Origin of the sequence: Synechococcus sp. R55.3, assembly GCF_047461975.1 — a bacterium.
In the GTDB taxonomy this organism is placed as follows: domain Bacteria; phylum Cyanobacteriota; class Cyanobacteriia; order Thermostichales; family Thermostichaceae; genus Thermostichus.
Window position 1 is genome coordinate 1 of the sequence record NZ_JANSIG010000042.1, and the last position, 25,280, is coordinate 25,280.

The 25,280-nt window shown below is 55.4% G+C and carries 22 protein-coding genes, 1 tRNA gene and 1 pseudogene; 10 read left to right on the forward strand and 14 right to left on the reverse strand.

Going from position 1 to position 25,280, the window contains the following annotated elements:
• Positions 1-230: 230 nt before the first annotated feature.
• From NW849_RS08100 to NW849_RS08110, 3 genes are all read right to left on the reverse strand, one after another.
• A complete protein-coding gene (locus NW849_RS08100; protein WP_414357109.1) occupies positions 231-1,070 on the reverse strand; it encodes a DUF6671 family protein in 840 nt (279 codons plus the stop codon).
• A 69-nt stretch (positions 1,071-1,139) separates the two neighbouring features.
• On the reverse strand, positions 1,140-2,846 hold the full coding sequence (locus tag NW849_RS08105; RefSeq protein WP_414357111.1) for a SulP family inorganic anion transporter: 1,707 nt from the start codon (positions 2,844-2,846) through the stop codon (positions 1,140-1,142).
• A 90-nt stretch (positions 2,847-2,936) separates the two neighbouring features.
• Entirely contained in the window at positions 2,937-3,203 is a 267-nt protein-coding gene (locus NW849_RS08110) for a hypothetical protein (protein WP_255344550.1), read from the reverse strand.
• A gap of 191 nt (positions 3,204-3,394) precedes the next feature.
• Between NW849_RS08110 and gyrA the strand changes: the two genes are divergently transcribed.
• The 4 genes from gyrA to psb28 all read left to right on the forward strand — a co-directional run bounded on the left by gyrA (position 3,395) and on the right by psb28 (position 8,065).
• The gene (gyrA, locus tag NW849_RS08115; protein ID WP_414357112.1) at positions 3,395-5,923 is read left to right on the forward strand and encodes a DNA gyrase subunit A; all 2,529 of its coding nucleotides are present in this window, start codon (positions 3,395-3,397) and stop codon (positions 5,921-5,923) included.
• Between the two features lie 186 nt (positions 5,924-6,109).
• On the forward strand, positions 6,110-6,481 hold the full coding sequence (locus NW849_RS08120; protein ID WP_011433215.1) for a DUF760 domain-containing protein: 372 nt from the start codon (positions 6,110-6,112) through the stop codon (positions 6,479-6,481).
• A 38-nt stretch (positions 6,482-6,519) separates the two neighbouring features.
• Positions 6,520-7,719, forward strand: a complete 1,200-nt coding sequence (locus tag NW849_RS08125; RefSeq protein WP_414357114.1) for a glycerate kinase — start codon at positions 6,520-6,522, stop codon at positions 7,717-7,719.
• Positions 7,720-7,750: 31 nt separating this feature from the next.
• A complete protein-coding gene (gene psb28 / locus NW849_RS08130; protein ID WP_011433213.1) occupies positions 7,751-8,065 on the forward strand; it encodes a photosystem II reaction center protein Psb28 in 315 nt (104 codons plus the stop codon).
• A 17-nt stretch (positions 8,066-8,082) separates the two neighbouring features.
• On the opposite strand, the gene gatA is transcribed toward psb28, so the two are convergent.
• From gatA to NW849_RS08165, 7 genes are all read right to left on the reverse strand, one after another.
• Complete coding sequence (gene gatA / locus NW849_RS08135; RefSeq protein WP_414357115.1) at positions 8,083-9,615, reverse strand: Asp-tRNA(Asn)/Glu-tRNA(Gln) amidotransferase subunit GatA; 1,533 nt, start codon at positions 9,613-9,615, stop codon at positions 8,083-8,085.
• 166 nt (positions 9,616-9,781) lie between these two features.
• Positions 9,782-10,078: a hypothetical protein gene (locus NW849_RS08140; protein ID WP_414342514.1), complete on the reverse strand. Its 297-nt coding sequence runs from the start codon at positions 10,076-10,078 to the stop codon at positions 9,782-9,784.
• A gap of 108 nt (positions 10,079-10,186) precedes the next feature.
• Positions 10,187-10,504, reverse strand: coding sequence for a hypothetical protein (locus NW849_RS08145; protein ID WP_414357116.1), 318 nt, complete (start codon positions 10,502-10,504; stop codon positions 10,187-10,189).
• A 102-nt stretch (positions 10,505-10,606) separates the two neighbouring features.
• Positions 10,607-10,679: transfer RNA gene (locus tag NW849_RS08150), tRNA-Ala, on the reverse strand.
• Positions 10,670-11,356, reverse strand: a complete 687-nt coding sequence (locus NW849_RS08155) for a Uma2 family endonuclease (RefSeq protein WP_414357117.1) — start codon at positions 11,354-11,356, stop codon at positions 10,670-10,672. The genes NW849_RS08150 and NW849_RS08155 overlap by 10 nt, the downstream gene beginning before the upstream one ends.
• Before the next feature lie 59 nt (positions 11,357-11,415).
• A complete protein-coding gene (locus tag NW849_RS08160; protein ID WP_414357119.1) occupies positions 11,416-11,796 on the reverse strand; it encodes a hypothetical protein in 381 nt (126 codons plus the stop codon).
• 173 nt (positions 11,797-11,969) lie between these two features.
• Complete coding sequence (locus NW849_RS08165) at positions 11,970-12,269, reverse strand: ferredoxin (RefSeq protein ID WP_011433206.1); 300 nt, start codon at positions 12,267-12,269, stop codon at positions 11,970-11,972.
• A 454-nt stretch (positions 12,270-12,723) separates the two neighbouring features.
• Here NW849_RS08165 and NW849_RS08170 point away from each other — a divergent pair, with 454 nt between their 5' ends.
• The 4 genes from NW849_RS08170 (at position 12,724) to NW849_RS08185 (ending at position 18,983) form a co-directional block, all read left to right on the forward strand.
• Entirely contained in the window at positions 12,724-14,466 is a 1,743-nt protein-coding gene (locus NW849_RS08170; RefSeq protein ID WP_414357120.1) for an Ig-like domain-containing protein, read from the forward strand.
• A gap of 177 nt (positions 14,467-14,643) precedes the next feature.
• A complete protein-coding gene (locus NW849_RS08175) occupies positions 14,644-17,583 on the forward strand; it encodes a tetratricopeptide repeat protein (RefSeq protein ID WP_414357122.1) in 2,940 nt (979 codons plus the stop codon).
• A 27-nt stretch (positions 17,584-17,610) separates the two neighbouring features.
• Positions 17,611-18,126, forward strand: coding sequence for a class I SAM-dependent methyltransferase (locus tag NW849_RS08180; protein ID WP_414357124.1), 516 nt, complete (start codon positions 17,611-17,613; stop codon positions 18,124-18,126).
• 8 nt (positions 18,127-18,134) lie between these two features.
• Positions 18,135-18,983: an FkbM family methyltransferase gene (locus NW849_RS08185; RefSeq protein ID WP_414357127.1), complete on the forward strand. Its 849-nt coding sequence runs from the start codon at positions 18,135-18,137 to the stop codon at positions 18,981-18,983.
• Here NW849_RS08185 and NW849_RS08190 read toward each other — a convergent pair.
• Together NW849_RS08190 and NW849_RS08195 are read right to left on the reverse strand one after the other, a co-directional pair.
• Positions 18,980-20,092, reverse strand: coding sequence for a hypothetical protein (locus NW849_RS08190; RefSeq protein WP_414357128.1), 1,113 nt, complete (start codon positions 20,090-20,092; stop codon positions 18,980-18,982). The two genes, NW849_RS08185 and NW849_RS08190, sit on opposite strands and share 4 nt — an antisense overlap.
• Positions 20,089-21,618 carry an FkbM family methyltransferase gene (locus NW849_RS08195; protein WP_414357129.1) on the reverse strand — a complete coding sequence of 510 codons (1,530 nt, stop codon included), beginning with the start codon at positions 21,616-21,618 and terminating at the stop codon, positions 20,089-20,091. Before NW849_RS08195 ends, NW849_RS08190 begins: the two co-directional genes overlap by 4 nt.
• Before the next feature lie 555 nt (positions 21,619-22,173).
• Between NW849_RS08195 and NW849_RS08200 the strand changes: the two genes are divergently transcribed.
• Positions 22,174-22,770 carry a hypothetical protein gene (locus NW849_RS08200; protein WP_414357131.1) on the forward strand — a complete coding sequence of 199 codons (597 nt, stop codon included), beginning with the start codon at positions 22,174-22,176 and terminating at the stop codon, positions 22,768-22,770.
• Positions 22,771-22,801: 31 nt separating this feature from the next.
• A complete protein-coding gene (locus NW849_RS08205) occupies positions 22,802-23,680 on the forward strand; it encodes a hypothetical protein (protein WP_414357132.1) in 879 nt (292 codons plus the stop codon).
• A gap of 30 nt (positions 23,681-23,710) precedes the next feature.
• Here the strand turns inward: NW849_RS08205 and NW849_RS08210 are convergent, their stop codons facing one another.
• Both NW849_RS08210 and NW849_RS08215 read right to left on the reverse strand, forming a co-directional pair.
• Positions 23,711-24,982 (reverse strand): class I SAM-dependent methyltransferase, encoded by a 1,272-nt coding sequence (locus tag NW849_RS08210; RefSeq protein WP_414357134.1) that lies wholly within the window; start codon positions 24,980-24,982, stop codon positions 23,711-23,713.
• 52 nt (positions 24,983-25,034) lie between these two features.
• A pseudogene (locus NW849_RS08215) lies at positions 25,035-25,280 on the reverse strand (glycerol-3-phosphate ABC transporter ATP-binding protein); the annotation flags it as partial.

Sequence of the window (25,280 nt, forward strand, 5' to 3'; positions counted from 1 at the left end):
TCTAAAAAAACCAACTTCATCCTCTTTCCTCTATAAATTATTCTCTCTATCCTAACATAAGATCAACACGACCTAGGACACTGCACCCACGTCTGAAACGTTGAGTGCATACAGCGAAGGGCTTTTTCTCTATAGCCCAGGTGTCTCACCCTAACCTGAAACGACTACAACTCTTCTGCGGGGATGACAATGCCGGCTCTGGAGAGCCTGAGGTCGGGCTCAAGACAAGGCTAGGGATTACAGAAAGCACACTGAGCGGGATCCGCCCAAGGCTCTGCCACAGGCTCGGTGTGGGTGTGAGAACAGCGGGAACAGCCATATACCCATGCCTTGGTCACAGGGGTAGGGGCGCCACATTGACCGCAGGGCAGTCCAGAGACCGAGCGGATCCGCCAGTAGCCGGGAGTGCCGCAGGCCGGGCACAGGCTTTGGGCCTTGGCGATTAGGTTTTGGGTGGCGGCTGCGATAACCTGGAGCCGGGTTGGGTTGCACATGGCCCGCATGTCGGTTTCCAGATGAAGGCCCCCTTGCCGAGTCAGCATCTCCCCCACCACCTGCTTCAGGGTCTCTTCATCTTGGATTCCTTTGTGGATGACCTGAGGCTTTTCTGGCCGGTCGAGGGCAATCAGGGCATGCTGGGGAAAACCCGCTTTCTGGGCAAAGTCCAGCGCCTCTGCAAAGCTGTGTACCCAGCGATGGCCGAAATTGGTTTGGGTGCTTTCCGCATAGCCCACCAGCTCCAAAGGCTCTGCGCCAGGCTCATAAACCCTGAGCATGACCCATTCTTGGTTCCAAGGGATCCAGGGGATCTGAGGGTGGGGGCCAAAGGACCCCTCGCTGGCCAAGCCCAGAGCTTCAGGATGATCCTGCAAAGCCCTTGCAATCTTCAGGCGCAGAGTGTGGATGGGATCCCCCGGTCGGGGCCGCTCCCGCGAGAAGGTGCCCAGTTGGTCAGTGTCAAAAGTTGCTACTTGGACTTGAATCCCCAAATGTTCGGCCAAGAGAGGGCCGATGACCTGCTCTTTGCGATGCATGGTTGCCAAGTAGGCGACCCGACCCTTCCATTGCATAGACTCAGACTTAACCTAGATCTGGCAAACGGATCCCGCAGCTTTGTGGCTCAGGCCAATTGGGGTTACTCAAACCAGGGGACTGGCCTCGAGCGGCAAGCCCAACTGGGCAACAGCCTCGGCCAAAGCCACCTCACGGCTGTCCACAAACCGCTCTGGGGGCAGTGGCAAATGTAGGTTTTCCAGGCGCTGCCGGATCCGGCCCTTGGCCCCAACAATCCACACCTGTTTGCCCCGATCCAGGGCCTCGCGAATGGCATTTTCCAGGGATAGCGTTGCGGAAACGCCCAGCATCGGCACATCCGACAAATCCAGCACCAAGGCTTGGCAGGAGGCCACCGCCTGATGTTGGCGGGAAATGGCTTGGGAAACCCCGAAGATCATCGGCCCGCTCAGGTAAAACAGCAACACCTGGCCGCGTCCCTGTCGCAACAAATTCCTCTCCTGCGGGGTGAGATCCACGGCGTCATCTGCATCGGTAATCGCTTTTACCTCTTCGGAGTGGATCTCGCTGAGGCGTTGAATGGTGAGCAAGTTGGCCACAAACACCCCCACCCCTACGGCGGCGATGAGATCCACAAACACCGTCATGAACATCACCCCATACATGATGGCTGCCCCTTTGAGGGAGAGCCGGTGGGCCCGCTTGAGGAAGCTCCAGTCGAGGATATCCACCCCCACCTTGAGGGCGATCCCTGCCAGCACCGCCATCGGGATCCCTTGCGTGAGGGGAGCTGCAAACAGCACCACCATCAACAGAATGAGGGCGCGGGTGACGCCCGCCAGAGGGGTACGTCCCCCCGACTGGATATTGACCACCGTGCCCATGGTTGCCCCTGCTCCCGGCAGCCCTCCCATGAAGCCGGACACCAAGTTAGCGATCCCCTGCCCGATCAGCTCTTGGTCGGAGTCGTGGCGGGTGCGGGTGAGGTTATCAGCAATGACTGCCGTTAAGAGGGTGTCGATGCAGCCCAGCATCCCCAGCACCACCCCATCCAGCACCAAGTTGGCCAGGGAAGCAAAGGGCAACTGCGGCCACTGCAACTGCGGCAAACCGGTGGGGATAGGGCCAATGCGCCGCAAATCCCAATCGGCCATGAACAAGCTGGCCACCAGCGTTCCCAACACCAAAGCCACCAACTGCGGCGGCACCACCCGTCGCCAGGGCTTGGGATAGCCAAAAAGGATGGCAAGCGTCAGCAGCCCCAGCCCCAGCTCTGGCATCTTGAGGTTGAGCAGGTAGGTCGGCAGGTTCTGCACCGCCCCAATCACTCCCCCCTGGCTGGCGTGGCCCAAAAGCGGCGGGATCTGCAGCAAAATCATGATCCAGCCGATCCCGGACATAAAGCCGGAAATAACGCTGTAGGGCATGAGGGTGATGTATTTACCCAGTTTCAGGGATCCAAACAGGATCTGAAACAAGCCCCCCAGCATCACCACGGTGAAGGCCGGCCCCAGCCCCTGCTCCGGATAGCGGGCTGTAACATTAGCAACCACCGCCGTCATCATCACAGTCATCGGCCCAGTGGGTTCGGAGATAAGCGTGGGCGTACCCCCAAACAGAGCCGCAAAAAAGCCCACACACACTGCTCCGTACAAGCCCGCCACTGGCCCTACCCCGGAAGCCACCCCAAAGGCCAAGGCCATCGGCAAGGAAACAATCGCCGTCGTCAACCCGCCGAACAGATCCCCGCGCCAGTTGTCTAGGCTCAGACGTCGGTGCCAACCCAGAAATCTCCTGTTGCCGGACTGTTGTTCTTTCGCTTGGCTCAGCATGCCCCAAAGCCCTCCACGCTATGGGCAGCCTATCATTGAACGTTACTATAGAGATCATGCTAGAGAATAGATTTTCTTCTATAGTTTCCCTCAAGGATTCCCCTCCAAGCGAGGGCATGGGGCTTGAGCCGGTAGAGTTGTGTGAAAGTGAGAGTAGTCCACATAGCGATGCCCATTGCTGTCCAGGTGGAGAATATCGGCAAATCGGTGGTTCCAGAGAATCTCATCGGCCAAGTAGGAGTGGCGAGCATGGATGGTTTGGGAAAAGGTGTCGTCGATGCCGGTCAGGGTAATGATCAGCTCCGCTTGGCCCACCTGTAAATCTCGATCCATGAGGCTGTAGAGAGGGCCGCCGATGAACCACCGAGCCTCTCCTACTGGAAGTCAGCCAGCCTTCACAAAGGGCGAATGGTAGACTGGGAATACAAAAGCTTTCTGCTCAATTCAATCACCTTCAGTCTGCCACGGCCAAGGTTGGCTTCTCGATAAACTTCCATGAACCCACTGCGCCAAGGCCGACTGGGATCCCTCAACGATAACCCAACCCCATGAGCGACAACGAATCGACGGCGCGCATCATCTCCACCGACCTGCAGCGGGAGATGTCGCAGTCCTACCTGGAATACGCCATGAGCGTGATCGTCGGGAGGGCTTTGCCAGATGCGCGGGATGGCCTGAAGCCGGTGCACCGCCGCATTCTCTACGCTATGCACGAGTTGGGCCTGACGGCGGATCGCCCCTTCCGCAAGTGTGCCCGCGTGGTGGGGGATGTAATTGGGAAATACCATCCCCACGGGGATCAGGCGGTTTACGATGCGCTGGTGCGCATGGCCCAGGATTTCTCCATGCGGGAGCGGCTGGTGGATGGGCACGGCAACTTCGGCTCTGTAGACAACGACCCGCCGGCGGCCATGCGCTACACCGAGTGTCGGCTGACCGCCTTTGCCCAAGAAGCCCTGCTGCAGGATATCGACGCCAACACCGTCGATTTTGTGGGCAACTACGACGGATCCCAGCAAGAGCCGCTGGTGCTGCCGGCGCGGATCCCGCAATTGCTCTTAAACGGCTCTTCCGGCATTGCCGTGGGCATGGCCACCAACATCCCGCCCCACAACTTGGGCGAATTGGTGGACGGCCTGATCGCCCTCATCCACAACCCCAACCTGACCAGCCTGGAGTTGATGCAGTGGATCCCCGCCCCTGACTTCCCCACCGGGGCGCTGATCATGGGCCAAGAGGGCATCCGCGAAGCCTACACCACCGGGCGCGGCTCCATCACCCTGAGGGGGGTGGCCACCGTCGAAACCATAGAGCAGCGGGGCCGACCGGTTCGGGATGCCATCATCATCACCGAGCTGCCCTACCAAACCAACAAGGCAGCCATGATTGAGAAGATCGCCGAGCTGGTCAACGAGAAAAAACTGGAAGGCATTGCCGACATCCGTGACGAGAGCGACCGCAGCGGCATGCGGGTGGTGATCGAGCTAAAGCGGGATGCCCAAGCCCAGGTGGTGCTCAACAACCTCTACAAGCAAACCCCCCTGCAGGCCAACTTTGGGGTTAACATGCTGGCCATCCTCAACGGCGAGCCGCGCACCCTGACCCTGCGGGATGCTCTACAGGCTTTTCTGGACTTCCGAGAGGGGGTCATTGAGCGGCGCACCCGCTACGAGCTGCAAAAAGCCGAGGAGCGGGATCACCTACTGCAGGGCTATCTCTTGGCTTTGGGGCAGTTGGATCGGGTGATTGCCCTCATCCGGGGAGCCGCCGATACCACCACAGCCCGAGAGGAATTGCAGGCTGTGTTGGGCCTGAGCGAAGCCCAAGCCGACGGGATCCTGCAAATGCAACTGCGCCGCCTGACTGCTCTGGAAGCGGAAAAAATTCAGGCCGAGCACGAAGACTTGGTGAGGCAAATTGCCGACCTGCGGGATATTCTGGCCCGCCGAGAACGGGTGATGCAGATCATCAGCGAAGAGCTGCAGCAGCTCAAAGCCCGCTTTGCCAGCCCGCGCCGTTCCCGCCTCTGTTTGGAGGATGGGGAGCTGGGAACGGATGATCTGATCGAAAATCGGGAGACGGTTATCTTTCTAACCGAGCAGGGCTATATCAAGCGCATGGGCCTTGAGGAGTTCCAGGTGCAGGGGCGAGCCACCCGCGGCAAAGCCGGCGCCCGCATCAAAGAAGACGATGCCATCGAACAGTTTTTTGCCTGCCGCAGCCACGACACCATCCTCTTTTTCACCAATCGGGGCGTAGTCTATACCCTGCCCGCCCACCAGATCCCCCAGGGGAGCCGCGCCGCCCGCGGCAGCGCCATCGTTCAGTTGCTGCCGATCACCCGGGAAGAGCGGGTTACGTCCATGGTGCCGGTGAGCCAGTTCAGCGACGACGAATATCTGGTGATGCTCACCCGCGGCGGCTACATCAAAAAAACGGCCCTCAGCGCCTTTGCCAATGTACGCTCCAACGGCCTGATTGCCATCTCTCTGGAAGAAAACGACGAACTGCGCTGGGTGCGCCGCGCCCGCTCCAGCGATGATGTGGTCATGGCGACCCGCCAAGGCATGTCCATTCGCTTCCCGGCGGATGACGAGCAACTGCGCCCTCTGGGACGGGCCACCCGGGGCGTGCGGGCCATTACCCTCAACGCCGGCGATGACATCGTCAGCATGGATATTATCTCTGCCGAATCGGTGATGGCTGCCGAGCGAGAGGGGGAGAAGCTGGCTAACCCTTGGGTGCTGGTGATCACCAAAGAAGGGCGGGGCAAGCGCTCGGCCATCGACAATTTCCGCCAGCAAAACCGCGGCGGCAAGGGGGTGATCGCCACCAAGTTCCGCCAGGCGTCGGACGAGCTGGCGGCCCTGCGCATCGTCAATGCCGAAGACGAGATCCTGTTGGTAACCGCCAGGGGCATTGTCATGCGCCAGTTGGCCAAGGCCATTCCCACCCAGTCCCGCGAGGCGACCGGGGTGCTGGTGCAGCGCCTGGATCCGGAAGACAGCATTGTGGGAGTTACAGTGGTACCCGCTGCCTTGGTTGCCGAGGAGGAAACCTCAGAAGCCAGCGCTTGATCCCCGGCCGTTACTTAGGTACGGCATTTGCCGCCGCAGAAGGGTGGGATCCCGTACCGGAGAGGGTGAGGATGGGGTGTTACCTTTGGGATAGCCCAAATTCCGGGAACGGCAAAGGCCTGTGGGATCAGGCCGAGCGGCCCGGTTGGGATGGCATCTGCTGTGTTTGTGGAGCTTGGTTACTCCATGGCGAGCCCGTTGAACTTCATCCCTGGTTTTGAGGCAGTGCAAACTCCGAGCCCCGACAACCGGCTCTGGCAATACCTGCAATCTCAGGATCCCAGTGTCTTTCAGGATATTGCCCGCAATTCTTCCCCAGAAGTGCTGGAGATCTTGGGCCACAACATCCGCAGCTTGGTGGGGAGCTTGCCCTCCGATCAATTCGGGGTTCAGATCATCACCAACCGCGAGAGCTTGGCCAAAATGCTCTCCGGCGCGATGATGGGCGGCTATTTCCTGCGGGTCATGGAGCAGCGCCTAGCCCTGGAGCAATCTTTGGGCAGTGCCTCCCAGCCTGCCAGCGCGGATCAGCCTTCGCCAGCAGAGGAGGAGGGCTAGGCTTGCAATCCACCTTTTAGCGCCGCCGAGGAGGTTCCATGCTGGATGCGGGTTTCCAGGCAAAGGGATCCCAGTTCAGCAGCCCACCGCGGCGGATTTTGGTTTGCCCGGATAGTTTTAAGGGATCCCTAACAGCCACGGCGGCGGCAGAGAGCATGGCCCGCGGGATCCAACAGGTGCTGCCGGAGGCCGAGGTGGAGCGGCTCCCCTTGGCCGATGGGGGAGAGGGCACCCTAGAGGTATTGCTGCCGACGCTGGGGGGAGAGAAAAAGGGTCTGTGGGTCACCGGCCCCCTGGGGGATCCCGTCTGGGCGGAGTACGGGGTGGCAGGAGAGCTGGCCCTGTTGGAGCTGGCCCAGGTGGCCGGCCTGACCTTGGTGCCACTGGAGCGGCGGGATCCCACCCGCACCACCACTTATGGCCTGGGAGAGCTGTTGCGGGCCGTCTGCCGAGAGCCTATTGCCGAGATCTGGATAGGTCTGGGGGGATCCGCCACCGTGGATGGAGGGGCGGGCATGGCGCAGGCCTTAGGCTATCGCCTGTTGGATGGAGCTGGGGATCCCATCGGCTGGGGTGGGGCGGAGCTGGCCCGTTTGCAGCGCATTGAGTCCCCTGAACAGCCTGTCTGGCAGGGGAAACGGGTCCGCGGCCTCTGCGATGTGCAAAACCCCCTCACTGGCCCGTTGGGAGCCGCCGCCGTCTTTGCCCCCCAGAAGGGCGCCACCCCTTCCCAGGTGCAGCAGTTGGAGCAGGCGCTGCAGCAGTGGGCTCAAGTGGTGGAGCGAGATTTGGGCCAGGCCGTGGCCGGGATCCCGGGGGCCGGAGCCGCAGGCGGCTTAGGAGCAGGTCTGGTGGCTTTTTTGGAGGCCACTCTGGAGTCCGGGATCCAGCTCTTGGCGCGGCAATTGGCCCTGCCGGAGCGCATCCGCCGCTGCCATCTGGTCGTCACCGGAGAGGGCTGCCTCGACGAACAAAGCACGATGGGAAAGGTGGTGGGGGCCGTGCTGGAGCAGGCTATCCAAGCCCAAAAACCCCTGCTCATCCTCTGTGGCCAGGTGACTCCGGCAGCGCGCGCTGGGTTGGCAGCCCAGCCTCTTCCCCTTCGGGTTGGCGCCCTGTGCGACCGGATCCCCGATGTGGCAGAAGCCCAACGGCAGGCCGGCCATCACCTGGAGCAGATGACGGCCCAGGAGCTGAGAGATTTTCTGGAGCAGGATGCGGGGATTGGCCGGTTATAATGGCTTAAATCATCGTGTTTCGTAGGACATCATGGCCAGTATCGAGTTCTCCCCCGGCATCCAAGAGGTGCCCACCCAGGTGCGAGTGCTGAAATCCAAGACCGGCAACCGGGGATCCGCGATTTTCCGCTTCGAGGATCTAAAATCCGATACGCAAAACATCCTCGGCATGCGGATGATCGATGAGGAAGGGGAGCTGACCACCCGCAACATCAGGGCCAAGTTCCTGAACGGGGAATTCAAAGCCCTGGAAGTGACCTACGACATGGAAACCGAGGCAGAGTGGGATCGCTTCCTGCGCTTTATGGAACGCTTTTCAGCGGCCAACCAGATGGGCATGGCCTAGTTGCCGCCCTTCCCGCCTTAGCTTTTGGATTTTTTGCTCCTTTTGCCGGATCTGCGCTTGGCTTGAGGTTGGCCGGGATCGGATTCCTGGCCCTCTTCAACTGAGGGCTGCCCTAGCGGGGGCCGTCGCTTGTGCCAGTCGGTGCTTTGCTCATAGGCATAGGCCACCCGCAGCACCTTGCTCTCCTGTAGGGCATTGCCCACAATTTGCAGGCCAATGGGCAGCCCATCGGCAAACCCGCAGGGCAGGCTCAGCCCCGGCAAACCCGCCAGGTTCACCGGGATCGTCATCAGGTCGCAGAGGTACATGCTGAGGGGATCCTCCCGCTCGCCGAGCTTGAAGGCTGGGGTGGGGGTGGTGGGGCTGACCAGCACATCCACCTTCTCGAAAGCCCTGAGGAAGTCTTGCTTGATGAGGGTGCGCACCTTCTGGGCCTTGAGGTAGTAGGCGTCGTAATACCCCGAAGAGAGGGCATAGGTGCCGATCATAATGCGCCGCTTCACTTCCGGCCCAAAGCCGTGGGCGCGGGTCTTGCCATACATGGCCAGCAGCGAGTCGGCAGGTTCCCGCAGGCCGTATTTCACCCCGTCGTAGCGGGCCAAATTGGCAGAGGCTTCCGAAGGGGCAATGATGTAATAGGTGGCAAGGCCGTAGCGAAAACTGGGGCAGTCGATCTCCAGGATCTCGGCCCCCAGTTCCTGCAGATGTTGAATGGCTGCTTGGACGGCAGCGCGGGTCTCCTCGCCGCATCCTTCCCCCAGCAAGTCGCGGATCACCCCGATTTTGAACCCCTTGATGTCCGGGATCAGGGCTTGGCTGTAGTCCGGGATCCGCACCTTTAAGCTGGTGGAGTCCATTGGGTCATGGCCGGCGATCCCCTGCAGCAGCAGGGCCACATCCTCCACCGTGCGCCCAAACGGCCCCACCTGATCCAAAGACGAGGCAAAAGCCACCAGCCCGTAGCGGGACACCAGCCCATAGGTGGGTTTCAGGCCCACCACCCCGCAAAAAGCTGCAGGCTGACGGATGGATCCCCCCGTATCCGAGCCCAGAGCCACCACCGCCTGGTCGGCAGCCACCGCCGCCGCCGATCCCCCAGAGGATCCCCCTGGCACCCGCGTCAGATCCCAGGGATTGGCCGTGCGCTGAAAGGCCGAGTTTTCCGTGGAGCTGCCCATGGCAAACTCGTCCAGGTTGGTCTTGCCCACCGTCACCATGCCCGCAGCCGCCAGCCGCGCCGTCACCGTTGATTCATAGGGGGGAATGAACCCCTCCAGCATCCGGGAAGCGCAGGTGGTGCGGATCCCTTGGGTGCAGAGGTTGTCTTTCACGGCAAGCGGGATCCCGGCCAAAGGGCCGATCGCCTCCCCGGCCCGAATGCGGGCGTCCACCGCCCTGGCCTGTTGCAGAGCCAGTTCCTCGGTCACAGTAATAAAGCTTTTAAGCTGCGGCTCCAGTTGGGCCAGGCGCTCCAGGTACTCGCGGGCGATCTCCTCCGCCGAGCGCTCTTTGGCTACCAACTGGCTGTGTAGGGCACGGATGACAGACATAGGCAAACTCGTGGGGAAGGGCAAATGCCAGTGAGGCCAGACAAAGTTCCTCTAGATTAATCTAGGTGGGATCCCTTCCTACCCAAAATCCCGCCAATTTCCCCTCTCCCTGAGAGAGAGGGGCTGGGGGTGAGGGCGTCGGCAATGCAGAGCGCTTGGGCCCAAGTTACCGCCGTTCCAAAAAGTCGCGGCGCAGATCCCGAATCTCCTGCCGCATCTCCCGCATCTCTTGGGCCATCTCGTCAGTGCGCCGTTCCAAAGCTTCGGTGCGGCGCTCCACAGCTTCCGTGCGCCGTTCAATGGCTCGGGTGCGCTCGTCAAAGCGATCCAGCGCCTCCCGGAAAAACTGTGCCAGCATCGCCTGCCCTTCCCGCAGCTCTTGGATCAAAACCTGCTGGTTCTGCTGGGCAGCTTGCAACTCCTGGACGGCCCGAATCAGCCACTGCTCTTGCTCAGGTGTCATGCTTACTGAAGCACTACGGAATAAGGAAATCCTACCACCCTAGATCTCCCCCTGGGAGTAAGGATCCGGGGATGGTTACATTAGCAACGCAGAGCGCTTGAGCCCAAGTTACCGCCGTTCCAAAAAGTCGCGGCGCAGATCCCGAATCTCTTGCCGCATCTCCCGCATCTCTCGGGCCATCTCGTCAGTGCGCCGTTCCAGGGCTTCCGTGCGCCGTTCAATGGCTCGGGTGCGCTCGTCAAAGCGATCCAGTGCCTCGCGAAAGAACTGCGCCAGCATCGCCTGTCCCTCCCGCAGCTCTTGAATCAAAACCTGCTGGTTTTGCTGGACAAGACGCAGCTCCTGCTGGGCAGCTTGCAATTCTTTTTGGGAGGCTTGCAACTCTTGGATGGCTTGAATCAGCCACTGTTCTTGCTCGGGCGTCATGGTTACTGAAACACTACAGAATAAGGAAATCCTACCACCACTAACTCTTCTCTCCTCCTGGGAGAGGGATCGGGGGCAAGGGATCCAAATCCAAAACCTCAATGGAGAGTAGGGAACTCGAATCCCTGACCTCTGCGGTGCGATCGCAGCGCTCTACCAACTGAGCTAACTCCCCGCGGCTTTACCAGAATAACCCGAATCCGCAGCCAAGATCTCCCCCGCCTGTAACTCCAGCCCCACAAAAACCTTCGAGGGCAGCCGCTCGGATCCTTGCAGCTCCAGCACATCATACCAGCCTTCGTGGAGCAGCAGCAGGCTTACTTTTTCTTCCAGCGGATCGACAATCCAATACTCGCCAATTCCCAAAACGCAGTATTCCGCCCGCTTGGCCCGATAGTCTGCTGCCCGGCTGGACTCACTGACTACCTCCACCACCAGTAGCGGCGGCTCCTCCAGGCGAATCAACGCCTCTCTGGATCCCATCTCCTGCCACTGCTCCAGAGGCAGCACCACCACATCCGGGATCCGCACCGTATCCCACCGGTGGCTGCCCCGCGGCGACTGGATCCCTGGGCTCCCCTGTATCGCTGTCCAGGGCAACTGCTGCCGTGCAATCTCTGCCTCGAAAACTCGGCTGAGAAAGTTTTGAATCTGCACATGCCGTCCGGTTGGAAGAGCCATGGGCACCAACTCCCCTGCCACCAGCTCATAGCGGGTATCACTGCCATCCGAATAAGCAAGGTATTCCGCCAAACTCAGGCGAGCTCTTGATGGTGCAGAAACGGATCCCATTGCCAAAGCCATAAACCGTCTCGGCCAAAAGTCTCTTTGCTGCCATACTAGCCTTGTCATCTCGCACAACCCCTCTCTTCCTCTGGGAGCAGGGCTGTGAGCGCTCGGTCTGTTGGCAGTCAACGCCGTTCCAAAAAATCGCGGCGCAGATCCCGAATCTCCTGCCGGATCTCCCTCATCTCTTCCGCCATCTGGTCGGTGCGCCGTTCCAGTGCTTCTGTGCGCCGTTCCACAGCTTCCGTGCGCCGTTCAATAGCCCGGGTGCGCTCGTCAAAGCGATCCATTGACTCGCGAAAAAACTGGGCCAGCATCGCCTGCCCTTCCCGCAGCTCTTGAATCAAAACCTGCTGGTTTTGTTGGACAAGGCGCAGCTCCTGCTGAGCGGCCTGCAATTCTCTTTGGGAGGCTTGCAATTCTCTCTGGGAGGCTTGCAATTCTCTCTGGGAGGCTTGTAGCTCCTGGATGGCTTGAATCAGCCACTGCTCTTGCTCAGGGGTCATGGTTGCTGAAGCACTACAGAATAAGGAAATCCTACCACTGCCAATTCTCCTCTCCCTCTGGGTGAGGGCCTCAGCAGCGCGGAGCGCTCGAACACCCCCTTGGGCCACCCAAAACAAAAACCCCTCTCTCTTTGGAAGAGGGGCTGGGGTTGAGGACGGAAATTCAAGCTCGATCAGTAAAGGGCTTCTTCTTGGTGGGTGATGATGGTGCAGTCGGAAGTAGGGTAAGCCACACAGGTCAGCACATAGCCCTGCTCGATCTGATCATCATCCAGGAAGGACTGATCGCTTTGATCCACCGTGCCGCTCACCAGCTTGCCGGCACAGGTCGAACAGGCACCGGCGCGGCAGGAATAGGGCAGCTCGATCCCTTGCTCTTCCGCCACGTCCAAAATGTACTCATCGTCCGGCACATCGATGGTGACGTTCAAGCCTTGCTCCTCGTTGATCAGAGTGACCTTGTAGGTAGCCATCCTGGTTGGGTCTCCAGAAAAAACATCCACTCCTCATCCTGCCACCCTTCTGCCCCGGATCAAGCATCCTTTTGTGAGGAAATAGGCAAATCTTCCGGTTTTTTCCAGGTGGATCCGCAAAAGCCATGCCGGGCAAGGATTCTGACTGCTCTTCCGGTGGCTCCACCTGCTTTGCTCCCAGAAGCCGCCACCCGACTCCTTCCCGGGACCCTGCCCGGTGTCTGTGACCCACGTCACCTTTGATCTTGTCCAGAAAAAATCGGCAGTACTTGCCAAAGCGAGCTGATTGACTTGTATGATAAGCAGAGTAAACAGACGAGCCGCTTATCCAAGCGCGTGTGCGTCTTCCCTCGATTGGCTCTTTTCCACGGCTCGGCTTGCCCTGGGCGAGTTGATCGGGTAAGTTAAGGGAAGTGTTCAGCCGAACCCTACTTTTTTGGTTAAGAGGAGAACAATGAACGGAACAATGCACAAGTGGCTGCTGAAGTCACTCGGGTCTCTGTCTCTGGCTTCCACAGTGGTGCTGCTGCCCCTGCTGCTCACCGGTTGCGGCGAAAGCAGCACTGGCACTGTTACACCCGTACCGCCGCCGCCCCCACCACCCCCACCGGCTCCCCCGGCTCCCCCGGCTCCGCCGCCACCAACTCCAACCCCGGTGGGACGGGTTATCGCCATTACCCCGGCGGATGGCACCACCAACGTTCCTATCACCACCAGCATTGTTATTCGCTTCAGCGAGCCGGTGCGCGAGGCTCCCTTCACTCAGGCCTTGAGCATCACCTCGGTGGCGCCGCAAGCGGGAGTTGTGCCGGCTCGCGACTTGGCCTTCAATGCCGACCGCACTCAGGTCACCATCACCTTCCGCACGCCGCTCACCAACGATGCCGTGTACCGGGTTGTCATCTCGCGGGCGGTGCCAGATCTGTTTGCCTCAGGGCGCAGTTTGCCGGAAGATTTTGTAGCCACCTTCACCACTGGCAATGTGGCTGTTTCGGGCGACCCGATTAGCCTGCTGCCGACGCAACTGGCAGCAATTACGCCTGGCGGGCAGGTATTCTCCAACCCAGTTGTGGTGCCAGTGGGTTATGGCATTCGCCGCGCAGGTGTGGCTGAGAACCTGCCGGTGGGGGTTTACAGCGACTATCGGGCGGTGCTGTCCTTCCCGATTCCGGCCAGCATTCCGGGCAATGCGGTGGTGCAGGCAGCCCAGTTGACGCTGGTGCAGTTGCCCTCCAACGACTCGGCAGTGTTTGGTGATTTTGGCGACAGGGGACGGGGCTTCTTCTTCCTGGATCCGACACCGCACAACCTGCCGTCCAACAACGTGGTGTTCCAGGAAGTGACCTTGGGTGCGCCCAACAACGTGGTGTCCAGCGACTTCTTTGCGCCGGCTTCCACGCCCACCTTTGTTGCCCTGAGCATCAATGGCAACGTGTTGGGTGGGGATGTGTCGGCGGGGCCGCGCACGGCGGATGTGCGGCCTGGGGTGCAGCGGTCGGTGTCGGCGCCAGGCCCGCGCTTCTACCAGGTGCGGCTGCAGTGTGCGCGGGAAGTGTGGAACAACCAGGCGACCCCGGTATTTTTGGTTACCACGGGGACGACGTCGGTGACCACCACGGGCATTGTGACGGCGACGCAGCGCTTCAATGTGACGGCAACGCAGACCTTTGCCATCACGGGCGTGGCAAGCGCGACGGTTTCTCAGACCGTCACGGGCGCGGTAACACTACCGTTCACCCAGAGCTTCACAGCTTCCGGCACCATCTCGGGTACTGCTGTAGCTACACGTACCGAGTCTTTTGTAACTGATGGAGTAACCCGCAGTCGAGAGCTAACTTTCACCTTCAGTGTCAGTCAGACTGCCACGTTCTCCGCTAGCGCTTCCCTCACAGTGGGCTTTGGTGCGACCTCTGAAGTCTCGGCAACGGTGTCGGCTGCTTTCACCGGTACGGTTGTCGGCTCCGAAACCCGCTCCGAGACGGTCACGGTCACTGGCTCCGTCACGGCTTCTGCCACCACCACCGTCTCTCCCTTCACCCGTCTTTCTCCCCCCAATGCTGGCTTTGAAGTCAGCCAGGGGCCCAGCGGGGTCTGCCGCGCCGAGTTCGACCGGGAGCCGGCCACGGGTACGGGTGCTGGCCCTATCACCACCGCTCGCGGGCCGCGGCTGGACATCACCTTCACCATCCCGCGGTAGTCCATACACTCTATCTGGCTTTAGGGCTGGGTCTGTTGACTTTTAGGCGGCAGGCGTTCAGATGGAAAAGGTGGGTAGGTCTTAAGTGCCTACCCACTTTTCTAGGCTGTTAAGCCTACCAAAGGCAGGTGAAGCACTATTCGTTTGATAGAATTGTCTAAGTTAAGACTCAGGGATATGGGAACCGAAATTCAAAAGCTCCTTAAGCAAGCATTTGGCCATCATCAGTCGGGCGAGTGGGATCAGGCCGAGGAATGCTACCTAGAAATCTTAAAGCTAGAACCCAACCATCTTGATGCTACTCAGTATTTGGGTATACTGGCCTACCAACAACAACAGTATGTCAAATCTGTAGAATACTTAGAACGGTGTATAGGTCTTGGTCAAAGGTCGGCATCGCTGTATGTCAACTTAGGTGCAGTCTACGAGAAGCTAGATCAGCTAGAAAAGGCCCTAGAATGCTACCGACAAGCTACCCAAATAGATCCAGAAAGTCTCAACGCAAACTTTAACTTAGGTCTGGCTCTAATTCAACTCGAGCAGTGGGAAGAAGCCCAGAAAGCCTTTCTAAAAGTTTTAGAGTTGAACCCTCAAGAGTATGAGGCAGCTTATTTTCTTGGGCAAGTCTTGCTGAAGTTAGGTCAGGTCAATAGTGCCATCAGCATCCTAAAAAAAGCAGTAAAGGACAAGCCGGATTACGTTGAGGCTCATCTTCAGTTGATTGATGCCCTCTCTTTAGCTGGAAACAAAGAAGAGGCAATTCAACACGCGAGACAAGCAGAACCGCAATTTCCGGCTAGTGCTGATTTACAGCTTAAGCTAGGTTTATTGCTGGCAGAGTCGATGCAGTATGAAGATGCGATTGTTGCCCTAGAGAAAGCCTTGATGATCAAGTCTTCTGCTGTTATTCATCTAAATCTTGGGAAAATCTATGGCGAAATTGGTCAAGAAGATAAGGAAATAGCGCACTACAAAAAAGCTATAGCAATCAATCCAACCTATGCGAAAGCCTACAATAACTTGGGGGCGGCACTAAGCCGAAAGATACGACACCAAACTGCAACAGAGATAGCTGCACAGGAACTAAGCTTGGGAGGTAAAAAAGATCTTGAAAGTCAATGCCAAATTATTCAAGCTGCAAGAGACTGCTTTCAGATTGCTATTTCTCTAGATTCGGAATACGCTGAAGCTCATCACAACCTAGGTATTCTCTACAGGGCAGAAAAGCGGCTAGATCTAGCCAGATATCATATATGCCTTGCTATTGAGATCAACCCAGAAGAATCAGATTACTGGCACAGCTTAGGATGCTGCTACTTAGACTTTGCCATAGCCGACAAGGCAGTTAGATGTTTTGAGCGAGCGATCGGCTTAGATCCAACATCTGCTCGAGCATATAACAACTTGGGTCTTGCTCATCGACTACTGCAAAATAGAGAGGAAGCAGAGTTCGCTTTTCACAGAGCTGCAGAGCTTTCGCCGGACTTTGCAGAAGTCTATTGCAATATCGGAGTCAGACTCTTCGAGCAGAAAAAGTACGATGATGCTCTGGAGCACTTCCAGGAAGCGATAAGACTTAAGCCTGAGCTAGCCGATGCCTATTTTTACAAGGGCTTAACCCTTAGCAAGCAATCCCGGACTCAAGACGCGATAGATAGTTATTTGCTAGCTATCGAGAGGAAGCCAAACTTTGCTGCTGCATATCAGAGTTTGGGTGGTGCTTATCTAGAGCAATGCAGACTGGACGAAGCTCTAGAGAACTACAGGAAGGCCCTGGAAGTTGCTCCTGGCTTCGCAGGTGCAATGTCGAATATCCTAATGGTTTCACATTATTCTGAGAAGTTTGACCCTGTGGAAACATTTATAGAGCATCAAAAGTGGGGTATTTCCTACCAAAGCCAGTATCAAAGCCACTGGAGACCTTATGCAAACTCGCGAACTACCCAGCGTCCCCTCAAGATTGGCTATCTATCGGGTGATTTTCGATTGCACTCGGTACATTTTTTCATGAGCTCAATCTACGATTGCCACAACCAGGAAAAATTCCAAATCTACTGCTACTCAAATGTTGATCAACCTGACACAGTAACTGAGCAGCTCTCCAAATGGTCAACGGGATGGCGAGATATTCACAAGCTAAGTGACGAGAAAGCTGCAAAGTTAATCAGAGAAGATCAGATTGATATTCTAGTGGATCTAAGTGGCCATACCGGCGGCACAAGAGTACACTTAATGGCTTTGCGTCCGGCCCCTGTACAAGTTACGTACCTTGGCTACCCCGACACCACAGGTATGACCGTCGTGGACTACAGGATAACAGATAGTTTTGCCGATCCTTATGATGTAACCGATAGTCTGCACACAGAGAAATTGATAAGGATGCCTCATAGCTTTCTTTGTTACAAGCCCTCTCGTGAGGCACCGGAGATTGTGGATCCTCCTGTGGTTAGAAACGGCTTTATCACGTTTGGATGCTGCAACAACCCTTCCAAGATCACTCCCAGAGTCATTAAGTTATGGGCAGATGTATTGAAGGCAGTGCCCCATTCAGTTCTGCGCCTGAAAAATCAGCGATATAGAGATGAAAGCACCTGTAAACTCTTTTTGGAAAGAATTGGAAGACACGGCATTCCAGACGAGAGAGTCAAGCTAGAATATGATAGACAGGGCTTTGCCGAGCATTACGCAGCCTATGGAGAAGTGGATATTGCTCTGGATCCCTTCCCTTACAACGGAACAACGACAACCTGCGAAACATTATGGATGGGAGTTCCGGTAATCACTCTGGAAGGTCTAGCACATGTTTCCAGAGTTGGAGTATCTATCTTGAGAACAGTGGACTTGCCGGAATTAATCGCACAGACGGAGCAAGACTACATTCGCATTGCCTCAAGGCTGTCTGAAGACATAGATCTTTTGGTCTGGATAAGGAGAACCATGCGGGAGCGACTCTCGCAATCACCACTTCTTAACGGCAAAACTTTTACAGCTTTCTTAGAGAAGGCTTACATCCTAATGTGGGAACAGTATTGCCAAGATAGAAAAGCTAGAATTAGGTTTACAGACTTGCCGTTCAAGTTTCGCAAGCACCCAAACTTAGCTCAACTCAGAAAGTAAGTTAGCTAGTAGGAGCAGACGACGAGAATGCTTAATCTACACATCGGTGGTAAAGAACCACATCCTGACTGGAAAATACTTAATATTTCGCCCTCTCCTGAGGTTGACTATGTTGCAAACGCAATAGATCTCAGCATGTTTGAGAACGAGAGCGTAGATCAAATATATGCCTCTCATGTTCTTGAGCATCTTAGTTGTCAAGAAGCAGGTGTGGCCTTAACAGAGTGGTATCGAGTCCTCAAGAAAGGAGGAAAGTTATTTGTTTCTGTACCTAATCTAAAGACGCTGTCCAAGCTTATACTAAGAGATGATCTCTTGTACGATGAATTGATACATGTTATTAGCATGATTTACGGCGGTCAAATTGACCAGTATGACTTCCATAAATACGGCTATACCATTGAAAACCTGACTCACCTGCTTAAGACCGTTGGTTTTGGCTTTATCATTCAAGTAGACCAATTTGGCATGTTTAGAGATGCAAGCACAATTGTCTACTGCAACGAACTTATCAGCCTAAATGTAATTGCCCACAAAGAGTGAGGGGAACCATGTCTGAGCTGTCCATAGCCTCTGTTTTGGGAACCTCAATGCCTCGGATTAAAGTAATTGCCGTAGGGGCATCTGATGTTGGAGCTCCTGAGATATATGCCGAAATCATTCGGAAGGACTATGGAGAGTTAATTGGATTCGAGCCTGATCCTGAGGCTTACAACCGCTTAATTGAGAGAATTCGACAAGGTGATGGCAGTTCTAACGTCTTATACCTTCCTATGGCGGTTGGCGATGGTTCTGAATCTAACCTTTACCTGACCAACAGCGGAATGACATCCTCTCTGTTTAGACCCAATTATCATCTGTTGGAAAAGTTTCACGATCTGGCTGAGCTTTACCAAGTTGTCTCAGAGAAGAAAGTAAAGACTGTTCGATTGGATGATTTGGAAGAAGTCTCAGACGCTGACTGGCTTGTTATGGATACTCAAGGCAGTGAGCTAAATATTATTCGCGGAGCTAGCCGTCTCCTAGAGGAGAGCATTGTAGTAGTTCAAACTGAGGTTCTATTTATCCCTCACTACATCGGCCAGCCGTTGTTCTCTGATATAGATATCGCTCTGAGAGAATGCGGCTTTCTAATTCATAGCTTAACCGGGATTTCCTGTCCACTTATGAAGTCATTTCCGAAGAGCCTTACGTCTTTGCGCACTCAGGCATCTTGGACAGACTTTATTTATGCAAAAGACTTTATGCGATTGGGAGAGCTGACATCAAGAAAGCGGCTAGCGCTTGCCACGATCCTCCATGAGGTCTATCGTTCTTATGACTTATGCTCTCACGTTCTCAGAACTCATGATGAGATAGAAGGTACTTCATTTTACGACATCTACATTTCAAAGCTCTAGGATCTTAGACTTTTTGCCTTTGATTTGAGGAAAGACCACATTCGCTTAGCGGCCTGTTCCCAGGTCATGCTTTTCGTATAATCTAATCCTCGTGAGAGTATGGTATTTCTATACCTTGTATCTCTTAGCTGATCAATAGTCTGCGATATGACATGCGGCTGCATGGATATCTCAATCCAAGGGTCAGTTTCTGTAGGCTGCCTTAATTGATGATCTTCAGATTCTCTCAAGATAATGACCGGGCAACCGCATCTCATTGCCTCGAAAGCGTAATTGCCCATTCCAAGTTCAGGTTCAATCTCAAACAATCCAACAGCTCCTGTGTAAAGCAGTGGTAAATCATCAGAACAAAGCCTAAGGTTATGGATTCGAGATCGAATTGGCTTGGATAAATCCATAACAGATTCTAGTGGCACATCAACTTTACTTCCATCAACTGATAGGTAAACAAGCTCAGGGACTTGTCCAGATACTAATTCGCTTACACTATCCAAGAGAGCAAATAGAGCTATCTTTCTTCGTTCCCCCGTTCCCGCTCTAAAAATGATATAGGGACGAGTTAGGTCTTTTTCTTCCCGAAACTTTCTTACCTTTAGAGGGGGCGATGGCATCAAGTCACTGTGCAGACCTGGGTAGATAACCTCAATATCTTCACTAGAAATACCTGGATATTTCCTCATTAAATCTGATGACACCCACTTGGAAGGACATATAAATGCCGATGCAGCCAAAATGGTATTATGTTTCTCCTGTGCTGCTAAGCTTGGTAAGAACTCTTGGACTTCGTCCATACTATAAACCATAGCTACGCTTGAGGTTTTGAGGGGATACGTATACAAAGTTGAGATAAAAATGGATGCATTGACTTGATCACAGGCACTTTGCAGACCTATATGATCAGACTCAGCATTCTCATAGCTGTAATCAGGGATTAGGGCTACAACAGTGTCGCCTGGAAAACCTATACGTTGGCTTTCTCTCACTAAGACTATAAAGTCTCGAGTATATCCAAGCCTTACCCACTCACCTATGACGTTGCACCAGAAACTTGTAATAGAGGGTGGAGTCTCTAAATTAGGCTGTAGGGCAACACCATCAACAACGATCATTGCTTTTCCTCAACCAGATCCCAAAGTAAAGAAGACAGGCTTGGATCAAGCTCTTTGGAGGGGAATGAGCCTTCTTCTAAGATACCCTCTCTCTTAAGGTTCACGTAGCGAGCTTCCGGCACCGCCACTAAGTTTACAGTCGAGAGGTTGCGAGCTTGTTTGCGAGCCATTGATAACTCATTCAAAGCGGGGTTATATGCAAAGAAAGTATATCCTAGCTCTGATAAGTAAGAAGAAACTTCTCGTGATGCAGATCCTAAATCACCTTTTGCCTCTACTTGAATGATGGGGCTACAACTCTTTATGAGTTCTCGTCCACCTCGTATAACGTCAAAGGAGTCGGTAAAAACATCCACCTTGATCATATCAACTGAGGGGCATTCCAGAGAGCGCCACCATTCGTCTAGTGTAACTTTTTGAACGGTTTTTACAGGATGAGTTATTCCAACTAGACTTTTTACTACTCGATTATACGCGCTATCATCACTTTCTAGGAAGTATGCCTTTCCTGACTCACTATCCAGCGCACAAGGGATTACTGTAACTTGTGGTAGCTGATTCATGTTTGCATTGTGTTTCAGTATTTCCACACAAGCCTGAGTCGGCTCAAATGCAACTACCTTTCCTTCAGAACCTACTGCCTGAGCCGCAACAAGAGTGTATGAACCTACGTTTGCCCCCACATCTATAAATGTCATTCCCGGTTTTAGGTAAGACTTGACAAAGTCAATCTCCGCCTCAAACCATCTTCCTTGGGCCAAATGACAATGGGTAACGACCGAATCCAGACTGCCTTCCAGACTCATGATGTGGTTTTCATATGGCACATCAATAACTTCTATTGAGTTCTTTTGACTTGATAGCTTTGGATTATCCGTTTTTCCTCGAAAGAAACTCACAGATACTTGAAAGCAAGCCTCAGTCCACTTTCTAATGGCTTTTGTGGTTGCTTGGGCTTGATTTTGCCTCAGGTAATGTATACCTTCGACCTGCAAACTTCTGGATAATCCAAGACCTACGACTGCTTGGGCTTGTAAATCCTTTGGGTAAATGGCTGCGGCAATGCGCCAGAAGGGCATCGCCTGAGGTTGGTAGTATAATGCTATCCTTTCAGCTATCCAACGAGCTAGGTAGTACAGGTACTGATCTACAGACGGAAGAGCCAGACCAAAATCGTCTTCTAGCTGAAAGTAGGGAGAATCAATCCGCCATGCTAGTTCGTAACCTTCTGTGTTGGGAGGGGGAATATCTCTCCACTTCTCTGGGTCTAGCTCTAGCTGGTTCAGAAGCTTTACTGCTTCTTCCATAACAGTGAAAGAGACCCCTAGAACCCAAAGCGAATGGAGTCTATTTAATAAGCAAGGCAGATGATTTGGTTCAACGTCAGCGCCTTGGTTCCAGTAGTAAAGCGCTACTGACCAAGCATTTCTTCTTTCCTTGGACGTGGGAGCTGTCGCCGCTATGCGAATTTGATTAATCCCAAGGGTGTTCCAGGTTGAGCCTGTTTCGAAAGATGTAGCTACCATTCTCTATACCTAGATTTAACTCAGAGTCTGGACAGGATTAGACCACCTAAAATAGGTACCGGTAAGAGCTCTTGACTTCGCCATCTAATCACCTTAATCATTGCTGAGCAGGCTCAAATTTTTCTTGATCCAAAACCTATGTCTGGATCCAAAACCTATGTCTGGGGAAATCTTCATTACATAAGAACTGTGCTGGAACTATTCCGAATGAGTATCATCTTTGAACATATAAACTCACCACTCTCACCAACATGAGGGAACCGCAGCCACAGTCTTTCCGAGGACCACTAAATGCTATCATAGTTTTCATCCTGTAGGATCCCGTTAGAGAGTCAGCTTGGGTAAGTCTAGGTTAAGTATTGTGTAGGAAGCACTGCGCAAAGTTGGAGGCTCCCTTGTCTGCCCGTTGTCTGTGGAGTTGTCTGGCCAGGTTTTGGCAGGTTGGGTATCTCTTCAGCCGCATCTCAGAGCTCAAGCTGTATAATTCGCCTTTGCCTTCTCAGCTAACATCTGTCGAACTTGCCCTGAGGCAGTGCATTTTGCGAGGTTACACTCATGTCGCGATACATCAGTACCTATGCTCTCATCTTTACCTTGGGCAGTGTAATCGCCTGTACGCAGGCAGCTCCTGTGCAAACTCCTGACCAGGTGGTGAGCACTTTCATCGCTGCTGCCGAGAAGGGGGACTGGGGCACGGCAGACAGCTACCTGACGGAGCGCTTCAGCAATGCCCTCCGGCCGGGATCCCTGCCTTCGATTTGGGGCACGGTGGGGGAGAACGTGCAGGTGCGCAACCAAGAGGTGACCGGGAAGACGGCCTATGTCTGGGTGGAGGGCACCGACTCGCTGGAGGATGCGGCCCAGCGCCTGGGGCTGGATCCCTTGACGTTGCGCAAGTATTTGACCCAGCCGGATCTGGCGGATCCGACCTATCAGCAGTTGGCCCCGCAGTTGGTGGGTCTGCGCCTGGAGGGAGACACGGTGACCTCCCGCGTCAAGATCACCCTCTACCAGCAAGATCGCGGCTGGCGGATTGAGGTGTGGCAGCCGGATAAGCCACCTGCTGCTTCGGGATCCCAGTCGGAAAACCCAGAAGAGACAGAAGCAGCGGATCCCGGTGAAAATTCTGCATCTCCAACCGAGAACCCCTAGGACTGTTACCTGCAGGGAGATTGGGGAGGGTGTGGATGTGAGAGCGTGGTTTTTCCTGGTGCTGGCTTTGCTGCCTCTGGGGGGCTGTTGGCAGGCCAAAACGGCTGAAGAAACGCTGCAGGCGTTCGTCCAGGCGGCCAATGCCCGCGATTTTGCCACCGCAGAAGCCCTGCTCACTCCGCGGCTGCTAAAAGGGATCCCTCCTGGAGCCTTGGATCAATCGTGGCCCTCGGCGGAGGAGTTTACCCTCACCCCCATTCAAGCGGTGGGCAATACGGCCATTTTCCGGGTGGAGGCAATCCTGAAGCCAGAAGCGGTGGTGCCGACTTTGCGTTTCCAGTTCACTGCCGAGGAGCTGCAACGATTTTTAACAGAGCCGGATCGGGAGGATCCCCGGTTTCGCCCTTTTCGCTCTCAGTTGGGCTTCTACGAGCCTTTGCCGGAGGGTCGGCTGCGCGCAGTTATGGAGGTTACCCTCTATCGCCAGGCTCAAGGGTGGCGGGTGGAGTTGGCCCGTCTGCAGCCTTTGAATACGGTGGTTCTCCATGAGCCGATCCAGTTATCAGAAGAGGCTCAACCTTTTCAGCTGATGGGAACGGTGCGGCTGCTCAACCGCAAGGAGGGCTGGATTGGGGTCAACTTGGAAAAAGTCAGCCCCAGCTTGGATCGCTACGCGGGCACGTGGGTCTCGGTGGTTCCCGCTGAGGAGGTGCAAGTGACTCACCTTGGCCGCTCTGCCAGCTGGCTGGATCTGCTCCCGGGAGATGTGGTGGAAATGGAAGGCACCGTTCGGTTTGCCGTCAATGTCGATGCGGAAGGGCGGATCCCGGCAGCCATTCGGGCCGAGCAAATCAGGGTACTCAAAGCAGACTCAAAAGCAGACTCAGAGGGATCCGGATCCCAGCCTTAGGTGGGACAGCTCCTGAGGGAGCAAGTCCTGTTAACGCAGGGGAGAGTCCAACAGCACCACCAGCCGCTCTTCCAGAAACTTCAGGTTGGCCACCACTTGGTTAAAGGCCTCTTCGGGGGTCCAATCCATGAAATCCAGGGCCTTGGCCACCAGAGCCTGCACAGGCACAGGTTTCTCCCCAAACACATCAACCAGCCAGCGCACCGAGAAGGGATCGATGGCAATGTTGCCCTCGGATCCGGGCCAACCGTTGATATTGACCGGGCCATTGTCGCGGATGGCATTCTCAAAGGCAGCCTTGGCGTTGAGCCTCAGCAGCAGAGGATGCGCCTGTACCAAGCCATTTCTCCATTCCTCGCTGCTGAAGGGTTGAGGAGAAGTCGCTCCGGTGGGGTGGCCACACCAGAAGTCGATCAGGCGGGTCAGGTTAGGAAAGATTAACTCGATAAAGTGCAGCAGCTCCTCTTGGTTGAGCTTTTTGATTTGGCGCAGAGCGTAGGGAACGGGCTTGGTGAGGACCCGCTCCAGCTTCCACTGCTGCCAATTGACCATGCTGATGAACTCCAGCCCGGCTTGGCGGAGCATCTCAAAGACCTGAGGTACGGTAAAGCCTTTGTCGCTGCGCAGCAGGAAGTTGGCCAGGATCCCATTGGTGGTTTTGATGGCATCCCCCTGCCAGTGGCTTTTGACGAAGCTGCCCTCGTGGAGGGCATCCATCACTTCCCTCAAGATGGGAACGGCTTTGGCAGCCGGCTCATCCATCACCCCCAGCAGCTCCATGGCATCCTGCATGTTGAAGATAAACTGGCGCTGGTAAAGGCTGTGGACATTGGTGCGGATGATGCCGTCCGGTTTGAGGACTTGGCGCATGCCTTTCAGCCCCGCCACCGGATCGTCCAGCAGGTAGAGCACGTCATTGCAGGCGATGAAATCGAATTGCTCCCCCAAGGCCCTCAGGTCGGTGATGTCCATCACCTCGAAACGCGCCTCTTTGATCTGGTGGAACTCGAAGCGCTGCCGGGCCATTTTCAGGGATTCTGCCGAGATATCCACCCCGACAAAAGAAGCTCCTGGATTGGCCGTGGCCAGCACGAGGGTCTCCCAGCCGGAGCCACAGCCGGCGTTGAGCATCACTTTGCCCTCGGGTTTGACCACCTTGCGGTTGCGGCGATAGTAAGCGGTGGTGAGGCTGTTGGCAAACAGCGCGAAGTTATCCGTAACCGTCTGCTCAATCGGGACATTCGGGTAGGGAAATTCGTCAAACTGCGCCTGAACCAAGCGGGACGTCGATTGCTCCGGCATAGGGATCCCTGCCTCTGTAGGACTGATTAGGATTCTAAAGCGATTCCAGGGTTTAACCTAGGCGCTGCTCGGTTTCGGGATCGAACAGGTGGAAGCGATCCATGTCGAAGATCACTTCCGCCCACTGGTTGACGCGCAGCTGGGTACGGGGATCCACGCGGGCCACAAACTCCTGCTCGGCCAGGATCCCTTCTCGGTCGGCGGTGCTGAGATGGAGGATCACTTCATGGCCCACCAGCTCCGTTACCGAGACCTTAGCCCGCACCGGGGCAGGTTGGATCCCTGGGGGTTGGTAGTG

Bases quoted from the DNA above. Each gene is read 5' to 3' on its own strand.
- NW849_RS08100 (WP_414357109.1), bottom strand. From the start codon at position 1,070: ATGCAATGGAAGGGTCGGGTCGCCTACTTGGCAACCATGCATCGCAAA.
- NW849_RS08105 (WP_414357111.1), bottom strand. From the start codon at position 2,846: ATGCTGAGCCAAGCGAAAGAACAACAGTCCGGCAACAGGAGATTTCTG.
- gyrA (WP_414357112.1), top strand. From the start codon at position 3,395: ATGAGCGACAACGAATCGACGGCGCGCATCATCTCCACCGACCTGCAG.
- NW849_RS08120 (WP_011433215.1), top strand. From the start codon at position 6,110: ATGGCGAGCCCGTTGAACTTCATCCCTGGTTTTGAGGCAGTGCAAACT.
- NW849_RS08125 (WP_414357114.1), top strand. From the start codon at position 6,520: ATGCTGGATGCGGGTTTCCAGGCAAAGGGATCCCAGTTCAGCAGCCCA.
- psb28 (WP_011433213.1), top strand. From the start codon at position 7,751: ATGGCCAGTATCGAGTTCTCCCCCGGCATCCAAGAGGTGCCCACCCAG.
- gatA (WP_414357115.1), bottom strand. From the start codon at position 9,615: ATGTCTGTCATCCGTGCCCTACACAGCCAGTTGGTAGCCAAAGAGCGC.
- NW849_RS08140 (WP_414342514.1), bottom strand. From the start codon at position 10,078: ATGACACCTGAGCAAGAGCAGTGGCTGATTCGGGCCGTCCAGGAGTTG.
- NW849_RS08145 (WP_414357116.1), bottom strand. From the start codon at position 10,504: ATGACGCCCGAGCAAGAACAGTGGCTGATTCAAGCCATCCAAGAGTTG.
- NW849_RS08155 (WP_414357117.1), bottom strand. From the start codon at position 11,356: ATGACAAGGCTAGTATGGCAGCAAAGAGACTTTTGGCCGAGACGGTTT.
- NW849_RS08160 (WP_414357119.1), bottom strand. From the start codon at position 11,796: ATGACCCCTGAGCAAGAGCAGTGGCTGATTCAAGCCATCCAGGAGCTA.
- NW849_RS08165 (WP_011433206.1), bottom strand. From the start codon at position 12,269: ATGGCTACCTACAAGGTCACTCTGATCAACGAGGAGCAAGGCTTGAAC.
- NW849_RS08170 (WP_414357120.1), top strand. From the start codon at position 12,724: ATGAACGGAACAATGCACAAGTGGCTGCTGAAGTCACTCGGGTCTCTG.
- NW849_RS08175 (WP_414357122.1), top strand. From the start codon at position 14,644: ATGGGAACCGAAATTCAAAAGCTCCTTAAGCAAGCATTTGGCCATCAT.
- NW849_RS08180 (WP_414357124.1), top strand. From the start codon at position 17,611: ATGCTTAATCTACACATCGGTGGTAAAGAACCACATCCTGACTGGAAA.
- NW849_RS08185 (WP_414357127.1), top strand. From the start codon at position 18,135: ATGTCTGAGCTGTCCATAGCCTCTGTTTTGGGAACCTCAATGCCTCGG.
- NW849_RS08190 (WP_414357128.1), bottom strand. From the start codon at position 20,092: ATGATCGTTGTTGATGGTGTTGCCCTACAGCCTAATTTAGAGACTCCA.
- NW849_RS08195 (WP_414357129.1), bottom strand. From the start codon at position 21,618: ATGGTAGCTACATCTTTCGAAACAGGCTCAACCTGGAACACCCTTGGG.
- NW849_RS08200 (WP_414357131.1), top strand. From the start codon at position 22,174: ATGTCGCGATACATCAGTACCTATGCTCTCATCTTTACCTTGGGCAGT.
- NW849_RS08210 (WP_414357134.1), bottom strand. From the start codon at position 24,982: ATGCCGGAGCAATCGACGTCCCGCTTGGTTCAGGCGCAGTTTGACGAA.